This is a genomic window from Bacillus sp. TH13 (assembly GCF_016651175.1).
GTDB classification, from domain to species: domain Bacteria; phylum Bacillota; class Bacilli; order Bacillales; family Bacillaceae_G; genus Bacillus_A; species Bacillus_A thuringiensis_S.
Window position 1 is genome coordinate 662,731 of the sequence record NZ_JAEKEJ010000025.1, and the last position, 12,886, is coordinate 675,616.

The following is a 12,886-nucleotide window of genomic DNA, read 5'->3' on the forward strand; positions in this document are numbered from 1 at the left end:
GACGTGAGTACTACATCATCTATTGTATATAATAGGCGATGTTCGGTCAACCACATCGCCTATTATAATTATAAACATTTTGCGTCAAATTCCTACTGAATGTCAATAATAGCGGTTTCGCCCTTCTTAACATTTCCATCTTTTTTCAATTCGACTTGTTGCCCTTGTTGTAAATTTGTAAATACAATTGGTGTAATGATAGATGGTGCATTTTCTTTTACAAATGCAAGATCTACTTTTAATAATGGTTGGCCTTGCTTCACTTTATCACCTTGTGCGACAAGTGCCTCGAATCCTTCACCATTTAATTTTACAGTATCAATACCAAAGTGGATTAAAATTTCTTTTCCGCCTTCAGATTGAATACCAATCGCATGTTTTGTAGGGAATACATTGACAATTTCACCATTAACTGGAGAAACTACTGTTCCTTCAGTTGGCTCAATTGCAAATCCGTCTCCCATCATTTTTCCTGAGAATACTTGGTCAGGTACTTCTGTAATCGGTAAGATTTTCCCTTCAATTGGTGATACAATTGTTTCATTTTCATCAACTTTTTGAGGAGTTTCTTCCACTTTTACAGGTTCTTCTTTTTCAACATGAGGTGTACGGCCTGACATTATATCATGAATTTGTGATTTTAACGTGTCAGATTTCGGTCCGAAAATAGCTTGAATGTTATTTCCAACTTCAAGTACACCAGCTGCTCCAAGTTCTTTTAAGCGGTCTTTGTTTACATTCTTTTGTTCGTTAACTTGAACACGTAAACGAGTAATACAAGCATCTAAAGAAGCAATGTTTTCTTTACCACCAAGTGCTACTAATACTTCACGAGGAAGTTCGCCTGCTTCTGCTTTTCCTGCACCGTCATTCGCATTTGCCTCTTCACGACCAGGTGTTTTTAGATTCCATTTACGGATTGCAAAGCGGAATCCGAAGTAGTAAATAACTGCTAGTACAAGACCAACAATAATTACCCACCACCATGCTGTACGGCCTGGTAGTACACCGAATAATAGGAAGTCAATTAAACCACCAGAGAATGTCATACCAATTTTAACACCTAAAATTTGCATTGTCATAAATGATAGACCAGCAAATACAGCGTGAATTCCGAATAATACTGGCGCTACGAATAAGAATGAAAATTCAAGTGGCTCTGTAATACCTGTTAAGAAAGATGTTAATGCTGCAGAACCTAAAATACCTGCTGCTAATTTTTTATTTTCTGGACGTGCTTCATGGTACATTGCTAAAGCTGCTGCTGGAAGACCGAACATCATGAACGGATACTTACCAGTTGTAAATGTACCTGCTGTTAATTCTACACCGTCTTTTAACTGTGCCATAAAGATTTTTTGGTCACCGCGGATTAATTCGCCAGCTGCATTTGTATACTGACCGAATTCGAACCAGAACGGTGAATAGAAAATGTGATGTAGTCCAAATGGAATTAATGAACGTTCAATTAAACCGAATATAAATGCTGCGATTGTTCTATTTGCATCAATCATTTGATGTGAGAACGTGTTTAAGCCACCTTGAATGTATGGCCAAACGAAGCACATAATAATACCTACTATTAAAGAGAATGTTGCAGTTGCGATCGGTACGAAACGCTTACCTGCAAAGAAACCTAAGTATGATGGTAATTCAATGTTGAAGTATTTATTATAGCAATATGCCGCTACTATACCGACGATAATACCACCAAATACCCCTGTTTGTAGCGTTGGAATACCTAATACGTTTGCATACGCTGGATCTGTAAATCCAATTTTTACTGGGTCTGCTCCAGAACTTGTTACTTTCACTAGCTTATCTACTTCTAAGAACACACTCATCGTTTTGTTCATAATTAAGTAGCCGACGAATGCTGCTAAACCAGCTACTCCGTCTCCACCAGCTAAACCAATTGCTACCCCAACTGCGAATAATAATGCAAGGTTAGCGAAAATAATATCACCAGATTGTTCCATAATTTTTGCAACCATTACGAACCAATCTGCTTTTAAAGCAGGAATAACATTTGTTAACTGTGGATTTTGAAATGCATTACCAAATCCAAGTAAAATACCTGCCGCCGGTAAAATCGCTACTGGAAGCATTAACGCTTTTCCGACTTTTTGAAGAACACCAAAGATCTTCTTAAACATGGAAACCCTTCCTCTCTTATCTATATTGATACCTTCCGACAAACGCCAAAAAGACATGAGGAAAAAAAGATAGAACGATAGCTATACAAAGGGTAGTATATCCCTTTCTCTAGCTTACATTCCTTACTTTTCTCCACTCATGCCTGATCGAATCAGTAACACGTGTCAAAAATAGGTTTACGTATAAGTTCACTATAATTAAGGCAAACGTTTTCGTTTCACCTTAATGTGTTTGTCGAAATTTGTATAACTTTGCAATAGTTATTATACATAACTATTGTAAGCGATTCAATCATTTTTTTTAACGTTTTCATTTTAGACAAAAATATATGACTTCTTACACATGCTCTGCCTTTACTAAGCGTTGCAAGTGCATCGTTAAATAAATACTTTCCGCTTCATATACAGGTAGTTGCAACTCTTTTTGCATGACCTTAACTAGCTTCCAAGCTACGTTATAGCAAACTGGATACTCCGCCTTTAATAAATCAGCAAAACTTTGCGATTCCTCTACTTTTTCTCCTTTTTTCACCCTCTCAATAGCATATTGAAGATGACGAATAAGGCGTAAATAATGAATGCTCTCTTGATCTAATGTAATTTGTAAGTTTGTCTCAATTAAAGATACAAGTTGTGCAATGAGACGGGAGTTTTGATTAACTGAAGATAAATCAGAATTTGTAAGCGAACTGTAAATGTGAAGTGCAATAAAACCAATTTCTCCTTCTGGCAATGTAATTTGCAAACGAGAATTTAAAAGTTCTACAACACCTTCCGCAATTTCATATTCCTCTGGATAGAGCATTTTTGTTTCAACTAAAAAAGGATTATCAATTGTAAGTCCTTGTTTTAACCTTTTAATCGCAAATGAAATATGATCTGTTAACGCAATATGAATATGTTCATTTAGTGGAGATTTCGCTTTTTCTTGAATGTACAGCATAATATCGTTCATCAATTCAATTAATTTTTCACTAACATGCGGCACTAATAATTTATATTGTTCACGATCACGTTCATTTTTTAAGACAAACATTTTTTCGATTTGTTCTTGCTCCAATACATCTTTCGCTTTTTTCCCAAATCCAATTCCTTTACCAATCACTACTACTTCCTCGTGTTCAGGATGGCTAGCAATGATGACATTATTATTTAAAACTTTTTTAATTTCTAGATAATTATTCATATAACACCACCCTCGTACTTAAATAGCCTACTTTTATGTTACAGAATATTCTTCTTTGTCGTCAATGTAAAACATCTGCCATTTAATAAAAATTCATTTTTTAGACATGTTTATATATGATGCGTATAATGTAAGAGCAACTGTACATAGAAAGGAGATAACAGCATGATTAAAATGTTTGTAAGTGATATCGATGGTACAATGATGCAACACGGAGGTCTTATTGATGAACAAGATGTCGCGGCACTACGCAGCCTTGCCGAGCAAAATGTTATTCTTTGCTTTGCTTCCGGAAGACTTGATAATGAAATTGCAGACTTAATGAAAGCTGTAAATACAAATTTTCATCGCATTAGTGTAAATGGTGTTTTTGTATATACACATGAAAATAAACAACTATTATCTGCAACTTTTGATTCCAGCATACTTCCCGATTTGCTAGCTATGACAAATGAAAATCCTTATTTCCGTTATGTAAGTGATGAGCATAATTATTACATTGAAGAGAAAACACCTTTTATTCAAGAACTTGAACAACAAGTGACTATGACTTCTGTTGAAGAACCAAACTTACTACAGAAGATTGATGATACAATTTTCCCAAATAAAATTTCTGTCGGTGGAACAAAGGAGAGCTTACAACTCCTTCAGAAAAAAATTGATGAAAAATTCCACGGGAAAGTTAGTACTTTCATCTCCGCAGAACAATGTTTAGATGTAATGCCACCGAATGTTAGTAAAGGCTCTGCCATTTCTGTTTTATTAAATGAGTTTCAAATAAAACCTGAGGAAATTGCTTGTATAGGGGATTCTTACAATGATATTCCTATGTTTTCTTTAACTCCTCACAGTTTTGCTATGTCACAAGCAGATGATGCAGTAAAAAAACACGCTCACTATGTAGTAAATCACGTCAAAGATGCTGTTAACCACGTAATTGGTCATAATAAAAATACGACTCATTCCTTATAAGGATGAGTCGTATTTTTATTTCTTTACATGTTAACCATTTTCAATTCCACTGTACTTCACAAACTGAAATATACTATTTGTTACGTGCGATATTCGTAATAAATTTATAACGATCTCCACGATAAATACATTTCACATACTCTAGCGGTATCTCACCTTCTGAATATGACCATTGACGCATTACAAGTACAGGCGCCTTTTTAGGAATATGCAGATGTTCAGCTTCATTTTCCGTAGCAACGGAAGCTTCAATTGACTGAGTAGCGCTAACAAGTTTAAAGCCCAGTTTTTTCTCTAAATGTTCATATAAAGATTGTTGCAATATTTCTTCGTTAATATCTTTTACAAGAGCTGGCGACAAATATGTCGTCTCAAAAGCAATCGGTTCATCATCAGCTAAGCGAATACGCCTCACTTCATAAACCGATTCCCCCTCCTGTATTCTCAACCGGTCTGCTATTTTAGCAGTAGCTGGAACTAGGCGGAAACTAAGTAATTGACTACTTGGGTTCATCCCACGAGAAATCATGTCTTCTGTGAATCCCGTCATTCCTTGCAATTTTTGTTCCACTTTCGGAAGTTGGACAAATGTTCCAATTCCACGCTTCCGATATAAATAGCCTTGTTCCACTAAATTATTAATCGCCTGTCTGATTGTCATACGACTCACTTCGAACTTATCACAAAGTTCATTCTCAGATGGGATTTTATCTCCCGGCTTCCATTCGCCGTCCTCAATTAGCTGTTTCACCCACTCTTGAATCTGATAATAGATCGGAAATGGTGAATACTTGTCGATGTTCATCAGCAATCGCCTCACTGCATAAAGATAGAGCTTCTTGATCTGCAATTACGGTTACATTCGGATGACGTTGTAAAACTGTAGCCGGACACTCTTCACTATATTCACCTTGCAATAATTCTTTAACAGCTTCTGCCTTTTTAGAACCCATAGCAACAAGTAGAACTTGTTTCGCTTTCATAATGCTTCCAATTCCCATTGTAATCGCATGAGTTGGCACATCTTCTTCTTTTTCGAAGAAGCGAAGGTTTGCTTGGCGTGTAGATTCTGTTAATTCAACAATGTTCGTTGGAGAATTAAACGATGTTCCTGGCTCGTTAAATCCGATGTGACCGTTTTCACCGATTCCAAGAATCTGTAGGTCAACTGGGTTAGCAGCTAGAATGCCCTCGTAACGTTTGCACTCTTCCTCTAAATCACTTGCCATCCCGTTTGGTACATAAGTTTGTTTAAATGGAAGATGATCAAACAACTGTTCTTGCATGAAATAGTGATAGCTGTTTTTATCTTCATGTGGTAAATTTACGTACTCATCTAAGTTTACAGTGGTTACACGGCTTGTATCAAGTTTATTTTTTCGCATTTCTGCATAAATACCTAATGGAGAGCTTCCTGTAGCCATTCCTAATGTTGGATTTTCTTTTGTTTTTACAACTTCTTCAATTAATTTATAGCCTGCTTCTGCTAGTTCTTCTGGAGTTTTTACAACAAGAATATTCATTTAATTACTTCCCTTCCTTCATATGAATTCCTAAACGAACCGTATCATATACATGTAAATCTTCATTCATCACAACAAAGTCTGCATCTTTTCCTACCGCTAATGCACCTTTATTATTTAACCCAAACTCTTCTGCTTGGTTAACTGATGTCATCAGTACTGCATCTTCGATTGAACAACCTGTAAATTCAATTACATTTCGGAAAGCTTGATCCATTTTTAGAATACTACCAGCTAACGTTCCATCTTCTAATCGAGCACTACCATCTTTTACATGTACTGGCTGTCCGCCAAGCTCATATAATCCATCTTCAAGACCTTTTGCGCGCATTGCGTCAGTAATAACACTTACTTTTTTCGGTCCTTTTAACTTATATGCTAATTTCACCATATCAGGGTGAATATGAATACCATCTGTAATTACTTCAACCATTACATCTGGATTTAATAACACATGACCAACAACTCCTGGTTCACGGTGATGTAATCCACGCATTTGATTGTATAAATGTGTCGCATGTGTAATCTTTCTATTTTTTAGTTGTGCATCAATTGCATCTGTATGCCCCATTGTGCCAACTACACCAGTTTCAGCAAGATATTGTTCAAACTCTAATGCTCCCTCTTCTTCTGGTGCATATGTTACTAATTTAATTAAATTCCCACTTGCTTCTTGCCATTGTTTAAATTGCTCAATATTTGCAGGAACGATATGTTCAAGTGGTTGTGCACCTGCACGTTTCTTTGAAACATAAGGTCCTTCTAAGTGAATATATTCGAAATGCGCTCCTTTTTCTTTTGCTTCTTTCGCAGCAGTTAGCGCTGCTTCAATTGCCTCTGGAGCTTGTGTCATTGTTGTTGGGAAGTAAGTTGTAACCCCTTCTTTTAACATTTCTTTACCTAGAGTTACTAACCCATCGCTATTTGCATCCATCGCATCAATATCGTATCCACCATGAATATGAACATCGATCATACCTGGAATTACAATCTTCCCTGTAGCATCAAAAACAGTTTCATTTTCTTGTGGTACATATTGAGCCATCAAACCAATTTCTTTAATGGTTTCTGCGTAACGAATAAATCCGTTTTCCACTATTTCTTGACCTGTGTAAATTTTGGCATTGATGACAATTTGCGTTTTCATTTTCATCGATCCTTTCCCATGAAATACCTACTTATTATTATTACCTTATTCGCCTAGTTCCATCTTAATATATGCACGAGTAGTTGTCTATACATTCTAATAAAATTTCCTTTTTATTCAACAAAAAAGGAAATTTCTTACGTCCCTTATAACTATAATATATAATATTCATTTTTCCAAAAAGGGACAGTATCCACCCCTAATATAGAAATCACTTCAACAATGGCATTAACCCACTAGATTCTAACATAACATGTTCACCATCTGTTTCTATTTCTACTGTACGTTTATTAGTTCTATGTACCATTATACCGTGCCTTTTTAAGCGTTTTACTACACTTTGGTGAGGATGTCCATACGGATTACTACTCCCGTAAGACAGAATAGCAAACTGCGGTTCCACTTTTTTTATAAACGTTTCACTTGTTGAAGTATAAGAGCCGTGATGCCCCACTTTTAAAACATCTGCATGTACATCAAATTGTTTTAATATTTCATGTTCTGTCCGTACATCCGCGTCACCCATTAATAAAAAATCCGCTTTTCCATATCGTACCTTCAAAACAATTGAGGATTCATTATTTTCATCTTTTGATTTCCCATTGTTCAATACTTGTATAGAAACATGTGGATCCAGCGGTATATATTGCCCTTCCTTTACTGAAACGAAAGGTATCCCTCTTTTTTTAATATTATTCCGATATGTATGATAAGTAAGAGAACTATATGTTTTTCCGCTATCTAATATAAGCGATACCGGCATTTGCTCTACAATTGGAATTAGCCCCCCTATATGATCCATATCGGGATGCGTACTGACAATTACATCTAAATGATTAATCCCTTTCTCAATTAATTTCTGAATAATAACCTCTCCTGCTTCATAAGGTCCTCCATCAATTAACATTGTTTGTCCGTTTGGCATTATAATAAGTGTTGCATCACCTTGCCCCACTTTTAAAAAGCTCACTTTCATTTTACTAAGATGTTGCCGATGCATATGTAAAGGAGACGTAGTATGAATGGACATCATATACCTTTTAGCTGATGCGCTATTTAAAGAAAAACATAATAAAACAGAAACTAATAATAGAATAATCCGCATACCTCTCATAACTCGTCTCCTTTTTTCATTTAGTATGGCACTGTAAATAATTGATATACAAAAAAGCTTAGCAAAATGCTAAGCTTTTATTTCGATATCTCTTGTAAGGAACCGAAGAATAAATCCGCTTCATTCATTTGTTCATTCTCTTCAGAAAGCGGCGGTAAATCATCTAATGTTTTCAATCCAAATGTGTCCAAAAATTCTTTTGTTGTTCCGTATAAAATAGGACGCCCTGGTCCTTCCGCTCTTCCCATTTCTTTTATAAGTAAATGTGAAACCAACGTTTGTAACGCCTTATCGGTTTTAACTCCTCTAATCTCTTCCATTTCAGTCCTTGTGATTGGTTGACGATATGCAACAATCGCTAACGTTTCGAGAGCAGCTTGTGAGAGCGAAGCAGCTGTTGGTGTATCTATTAATTTTTGATAATATGAAGCATGTTCTTTCTTTGTAGCAAAACGATATACTTTTGCATACTGTACAATTTGCAAACCACGGTTTGCACCTTCACATTCTTGTTGCATTTCTTCTAAAATATTAATTACTTCATTCATTTCAATTTCAAGAACTTTCGCTATTTGTTCTGGATAAATCCCTTCATCACCAGAAACAAATAAAAGGCCTTCAATAATTGACTTTTGTTCTTTCCTATCCATTTCACGAGCTCCTTCCTTCTATTTTCCCATAAAAATACACATCAAAAAACCGAATCACAATCAATGCGTTCGGTTCAATATTTTTTCTCTTGTTCCAAACGATACATTAAAACATAGCATGAGATAAAGTGTTTCTATCCCAATTTCACATACTTGCCCTATGTAGATTTATTAGAGCTTGATACGAAAATTTCATCAAAATTATGTTCTTGCTCAATTATGATTTGTTGATTTTTCATAAGTTCCAGAACTGCTAAAAATGTTACAACCATTATTTCACGTTCATCATCAACAAACAAATCATAAAAACTTTGGCGACCACCCTTTATTTTTAACTGCTTTAAAATATCAGTCATTCGCTGTTCAATTGGTATTTCTTGACGAGTAATACGTGTTGTTACAGGTTTTTTTGCCTTTTTACGGCGCATTAATTTTTGAAATGCCGCTAGCATATCATATAACGTAACATCAAGAGGCAAGCTTGTCTCTTCTTCTTGTTGCAACGATGTAAAGTCAATTGGTGGACGTGTATATAGCTGTGCTCTTTCTTGTTCTCTTTCTTTTAACTCAGTAGCAACTTGCTTATATTTCTTATATTCAATTAACCTCTCCATCAATTCTTGACGAGGATCATCTATAAAATCATCACCGTTATCAAGTACATCTTCTTCATGTTTCGGCAACAACATTTTACTTTTAATTTGTAATAACGTTGCGGCCATTACTAAATACTCACTTGCAACATCTAATTGAAGTTCTTTCATCGTATGCACATAAGATAAATATTGCTCTGTAATATCTGCTACAGGAATATTATATATATCAATTTCATAACGATGTATTAAATGTAACAATAGATCTAAAGGCCCTTCAAAAGCCTCTACTTTAAAATTATATTGCACAAAGCATCCCACCACATTTTTTCTATAACAACATAAGTATAGAGCATACTCATGTTCTATCCAACCTTTTTAAGAAATTTAATTAAAAATAGACCGATGCCTATGTCATCATGCCCACCACTTCATATGATAACAGTGTAGTAAGAACAATGTAGGAGGTCAAAAAACTATGGGTCACGTTGATTGTGGTTTTAGCGGTGGGTTCGCATTACTTGTTGTACTGTTTATTTTACTAATTATTGTAGGAGCAGCTTGCTTCTGCTAATATGAACAATAACGGCTAGGGGGAAATCTCCTAGTCGTTTATTGTTCATATTTCTATGATACACTTATATGTATAACCGTTAGATAGGGGCGAGAACACATGTATCCTACCGAATACATACAATTTTTAATTCATTTCCAAGGAGATTACGACTATTTTGAATGCCACGAAATACTAGAAGAGTACTGGAAGACAAAACCACGAGGAAATCGTGATCATTACTTAGTTGGTCTCATTCAAATTGCAGTTTCTTTATACCACCAAAGACGTGCTAACTGGAATGGTTCCACAAAAATGATGAAAAGCGCAATCACAATTTTAGAAAAAAGCGGTGTGTCTTTACAACGTTTAGGAATTAATCAAGTACAACTTCTTTCCTTGCTCAATGAAAGATTGCAATCTATCCATAAAAAAGAACGTTTTGTACCTTTATTTTTACCCTTATCAGATTCATCGTTAGAGAAGCAGTGCATAGAGTTATGTCAAAAACAAAACCTCCCTTGGAAAGACTTGAATGCTATCCCGGGTGAATATATTATAAACAAGCACACTTTGCGTGATCGCACAGAAGTCATTACTGAACGAAACGAACAATTACAAAAAAGAAAGCAGAGATAATAAACTACTTATCTCTGCTTTCACGAATGTATATTTTGTTCTAGCCCTTTACATTTTTCGCAAAAATTTGCCGTTTGCTCATTTCCGCAAATTGTAAACTCAAGAAATTTATTCTTTAACTCTTGAACCATCTTCGTTCCAATCCCCACATGACGGTGAGACGGATTCACACTCAAATGCTGAATTTCTAATACTTGATTCTCTTTTTTTACAATCCCCATTATTCCAACAAAATCTTCATTCTCTTTCCACAAATACAATTGCCAATCATCTTTTGCTTCATATTCTTTCATTGTCAATTGTAATGTTTTCACATCTTTTTCAGTTGGCATAAACGAAAGAAGCCCCATTGCAATTTTTTCATAACTTTTTTTAAAACGAATTAACATAACCCTTATCCCTTCTTACAAAAGTTACAAACTAGTAATCCCCTCAATCACTCTTTTCATATCATATTCATTTTACAATATTTTCAACAGAGTGAGAAGAGCCTAAAACAACTTGATAATCATACAAAGCGAAAAGAAGAAAGTCAAATCTATGTTTCAGCACTATTCCTTTAATAAATAGAGTAAAAAAAGAAAATTTTATACGGAATGGAAAAAAACATATCATTCAACATCACTTCATTAATAGTTACCCTAAAGTAGCACTATTCTAGCAAAATTAATATAACAAAAAATATTTGTTGAAACATATAATGTAATGTATTCTATGTAATTTGTTAAAGGTTTGTTCTCACAAGCAATATATTTTAGCAACAATACTACTTGTATGATGAGCTGCAGAAGAAGTACCCCGTCCCATTTAAAAGTAAAAAAAGAGAGCAAAAGCTCTCTTTTTCCTTACCTTACTCTTCCCAAACTTTAACTTCTTTCATTACATCGCCTTGACGCATTTTTAATACTGTTTCAATACCGCTTGTTGCTTTACCGAATACAGTATGAACACCATCTAAATGCGGCTGTGGCTCATGAACGATAAAGAATTGGCTACCGCCTGTGTTACGACCAGCGTGAGCCATAGAAAGTGATCCTACAAGGTGTCTATGAGGGTTTCCATCAGTTTCACATGGAATAGAGTAACCTGGGCCACCTGCACCTGTACCTGTTGGGTCTCCACCTTGGCTTACGAAACCAGGAATAACACGGTGGAATGTAACACCGTCATAAAATCCTTGCTCTGCTAATTTTTTAAAGTTTTCTACTGTTTTCGGTGCTTCTTCTGGGAAAAATTCCAAGTCGATTTTTTCACCGTTTTCCATTAATATGTATCCTAAAGTTTTCATACGTATATGTCTCCTTTCAACTATCTCAGCACTATATTACCACATTCATGACTAGAAACAAAAAGAATCCGACAATCTAGATACTTCTTTTTTGAAATGTGGAAAAAGCTAGGTGACAAATAAGAAATATATACTATAATAACTTTGTTGCCCGAAAATTTTAGAAAGAGAAAGGGAGCGATTTTTCGTGAAAACGAAATTACTAGCTCTGCTATTAGCTGTAACGGTATTTATGATGCCAACAGCTTCATTTGCAGACATCATCGAGGGAGAATCAATTGTTACATTAGGAGAGAACTTATCTGAACAACAAAAACAAGATCTGTTAAAAGAAATGAAAGCACCGAAAGATGCTACAATTATTACTGTATCTAATGCGGAAGAACATAAATTTCTAGAAGGCATTGTTCCAAAAGCACAAATTGGTACGAGAGCAATTTCTTCTTCTATGATTACATACACAAAACCAGGATCTGGTCTTATTGTACGATCAAAGAATATTAACTGGGTAACAGATGCAATGTACACTAACGCTTTGATTACAGCAGGTGTAAAAGATGCAGAAATTCAAATTACTGCACCTTTTAAAGTTTCAGGAACTGCAGCTTTAACTGGATTAATGAAAGCATACGAAACTGCGTCCAATAAACAAATTCCTGAAGAAGTAAAAAAAGTAGCGAATGAAGAAATGGTACAAACAGCCCAGCTTGGTGATAAAATTGGTGAAGAAAAAGCAGTTCAACTTGTTGCAAAAATTAAAGAAGAAATTGCAAAAGAACAGCCAAAAACAACAGAAGATTTACGTTCATTAATTAAAAAAATTGCTGATCAATTAGGCATTACATTAACAGATGAACAGTTAGATAACTTAGTATCGTTATTTGATAAAATGAAGAATCTTAATATCGATTGGAATCAAGTTGGTAGTCAATTAAACAAAGCAAAAGAACACGTTTCTGCCTTTTTAGGATCTGAAGAAGGACAAAGTTTTCTAGATAAAGTGAAAGATTTCTTCTCAAGTATCATTGATTTTGTTAAATCTTTATTCAAGTAAAAAAGAAGCCC

Annotated in this window: 14 protein-coding genes; 4 read left to right on the forward strand and 10 right to left on the reverse strand. The window is 35.1% G+C overall.

From position 1 onward, the window contains the following. Window positions 1-92 precede the first annotated feature (92 nt). Together ptsG and glcT are read right to left on the reverse strand one after the other, a co-directional pair. A complete protein-coding gene (gene ptsG, locus JFU02_RS11575; RefSeq protein ID WP_000473190.1) occupies window positions 93-2,156 on the reverse strand; it encodes a PTS glucose transporter subunit IIABC in 2,064 nt (687 codons plus the stop codon). Between the two features lie 337 nt (window positions 2,157-2,493). Then, entirely contained in the window at window positions 2,494-3,342 is an 849-nt protein-coding gene (gene glcT, locus JFU02_RS11580) for a glucose PTS transporter transcription antiterminator GlcT (protein ID WP_001067323.1), read from the reverse strand. 165 nt (window positions 3,343-3,507) lie between these two features. Between glcT and JFU02_RS11585 the strand changes: the two genes are divergently transcribed. Beyond that, window positions 3,508-4,314 carry a Cof-type HAD-IIB family hydrolase gene (locus JFU02_RS11585; RefSeq protein ID WP_000594251.1) on the forward strand — a complete coding sequence of 269 codons (807 nt, stop codon included), beginning with the start codon at window positions 3,508-3,510 and terminating at the stop codon, window positions 4,312-4,314. 73 nt (window positions 4,315-4,387) lie between these two features. On the opposite strand, the gene JFU02_RS11590 is transcribed toward JFU02_RS11585, so the two are convergent. The 6 genes from JFU02_RS11590 to scpA all read right to left on the reverse strand — a co-directional run bounded on the left by JFU02_RS11590 (window position 4,388) and on the right by scpA (window position 9,650). Continuing rightward, entirely contained in the window at window positions 4,388-5,119 is a 732-nt protein-coding gene (locus JFU02_RS11590; RefSeq protein WP_014894892.1) for a GntR family transcriptional regulator, read from the reverse strand. Beyond that, complete coding sequence (gene nagB / locus JFU02_RS11595; RefSeq protein WP_001024207.1) at window positions 5,049-5,837, reverse strand: glucosamine-6-phosphate deaminase; 789 nt, start codon at window positions 5,835-5,837, stop codon at window positions 5,049-5,051. Before nagB ends, JFU02_RS11590 begins: the two co-directional genes overlap by 71 nt. Before the next feature lie 4 nt (window positions 5,838-5,841). Further along, window positions 5,842-6,984 (reverse strand): N-acetylglucosamine-6-phosphate deacetylase, encoded by a 1,143-nt coding sequence (gene nagA, locus JFU02_RS11600; protein WP_001987227.1) that lies wholly within the window; start codon window positions 6,982-6,984, stop codon window positions 5,842-5,844. Window positions 6,985-7,195: 211 nt separating this feature from the next. Continuing rightward, window positions 7,196-8,098, reverse strand: coding sequence for a ComEC/Rec2 family competence protein (locus JFU02_RS11605; protein ID WP_001214827.1), 903 nt, complete (start codon window positions 8,096-8,098; stop codon window positions 7,196-7,198). A gap of 77 nt (window positions 8,099-8,175) precedes the next feature. Next, window positions 8,176-8,748 carry a segregation/condensation protein ScpB gene (scpB, locus tag JFU02_RS11610; protein ID WP_000375171.1) on the reverse strand — a complete coding sequence of 191 codons (573 nt, stop codon included), beginning with the start codon at window positions 8,746-8,748 and terminating at the stop codon, window positions 8,176-8,178. 158 nt (window positions 8,749-8,906) lie between these two features. Beyond that, a complete protein-coding gene (gene scpA, locus JFU02_RS11615; protein WP_001199754.1) occupies window positions 8,907-9,650 on the reverse strand; it encodes a segregation/condensation protein A in 744 nt (247 codons plus the stop codon). Between the two features lie 169 nt (window positions 9,651-9,819). Between scpA and JFU02_RS11620 the strand changes: the two genes are divergently transcribed. Together JFU02_RS11620 and JFU02_RS11625 are read left to right on the forward strand one after the other, a co-directional pair. After that, window positions 9,820-9,915, forward strand: coding sequence for a YjcZ family sporulation protein (locus JFU02_RS11620; RefSeq protein ID WP_000510194.1), 96 nt, complete (start codon window positions 9,820-9,822; stop codon window positions 9,913-9,915). A 99-nt stretch (window positions 9,916-10,014) separates the two neighbouring features. Continuing rightward, on the forward strand, window positions 10,015-10,533 hold the full coding sequence (locus tag JFU02_RS11625) for a DUF309 domain-containing protein (protein ID WP_061666336.1): 519 nt from the start codon (window positions 10,015-10,017) through the stop codon (window positions 10,531-10,533). Between the two features lie 20 nt (window positions 10,534-10,553). Here the strand turns inward: JFU02_RS11625 and ribT are convergent, their stop codons facing one another. Both ribT and JFU02_RS11635 read right to left on the reverse strand, forming a co-directional pair. After that, complete coding sequence (ribT, locus tag JFU02_RS11630; RefSeq protein ID WP_000908400.1) at window positions 10,554-10,922, reverse strand: GNAT family N-acetyltransferase RibT; 369 nt, start codon at window positions 10,920-10,922, stop codon at window positions 10,554-10,556. Between the two features lie 461 nt (window positions 10,923-11,383). Continuing rightward, window positions 11,384-11,821, reverse strand: a complete 438-nt coding sequence (locus tag JFU02_RS11635) for a peptidylprolyl isomerase (protein WP_000853782.1) — start codon at window positions 11,819-11,821, stop codon at window positions 11,384-11,386. Window positions 11,822-12,008: 187 nt separating this feature from the next. Between JFU02_RS11635 and JFU02_RS11640 the strand changes: the two genes are divergently transcribed. Beyond that, the gene (locus tag JFU02_RS11640) at window positions 12,009-12,875 is read left to right on the forward strand and encodes a DUF1002 domain-containing protein (RefSeq protein WP_000850515.1); all 867 of its coding nucleotides are present in this window, start codon (window positions 12,009-12,011) and stop codon (window positions 12,873-12,875) included. The last annotated feature ends 11 nt before the right edge of the window (window positions 12,876-12,886 follow it).

Coding starts and splice junctions, on each gene's coding strand:
- nagA (WP_001987227.1), bottom strand. CDS start 6,984: ATGAAAACGCAAATTGTCATCAATGCCAAAATTTACACAGGTCAAGAA.
- JFU02_RS11635 (WP_000853782.1), bottom strand. CDS start 11,821: ATGAAAACTTTAGGATACATATTAATGGAAAACGGTGAAAAAATCGAC.
- glcT (WP_001067323.1), bottom strand. CDS start 3,342: ATGAATAATTATCTAGAAATTAAAAAAGTTTTAAATAATAATGTCATC.
- JFU02_RS11590 (WP_014894892.1), bottom strand. CDS start 5,119: ATGAACATCGACAAGTATTCACCATTTCCGATCTATTATCAGATTCAA.
- ribT (WP_000908400.1), bottom strand. CDS start 10,922: ATGTTAATTCGTTTTAAAAAAAGTTATGAAAAAATTGCAATGGGGCTT.
- ptsG (WP_000473190.1), bottom strand. CDS start 2,156: ATGTTTAAGAAGATCTTTGGTGTTCTTCAAAAAGTCGGAAAAGCGTTA.
- scpB (WP_000375171.1), bottom strand. CDS start 8,748: ATGGATAGGAAAGAACAAAAGTCAATTATTGAAGGCCTTTTATTTGTT.
- JFU02_RS11625 (WP_061666336.1), top strand. CDS start 10,015: ATGTATCCTACCGAATACATACAATTTTTAATTCATTTCCAAGGAGAT.
- nagB (WP_001024207.1), bottom strand. CDS start 5,837: ATGAATATTCTTGTTGTAAAAACTCCAGAAGAACTAGCAGAAGCAGGC.
- JFU02_RS11605 (WP_001214827.1), bottom strand. CDS start 8,098: ATGAGAGGTATGCGGATTATTCTATTATTAGTTTCTGTTTTATTATGT.
- JFU02_RS11585 (WP_000594251.1), top strand. CDS start 3,508: ATGATTAAAATGTTTGTAAGTGATATCGATGGTACAATGATGCAACAC.
- JFU02_RS11620 (WP_000510194.1), top strand. CDS start 9,820: ATGGGTCACGTTGATTGTGGTTTTAGCGGTGGGTTCGCATTACTTGTT.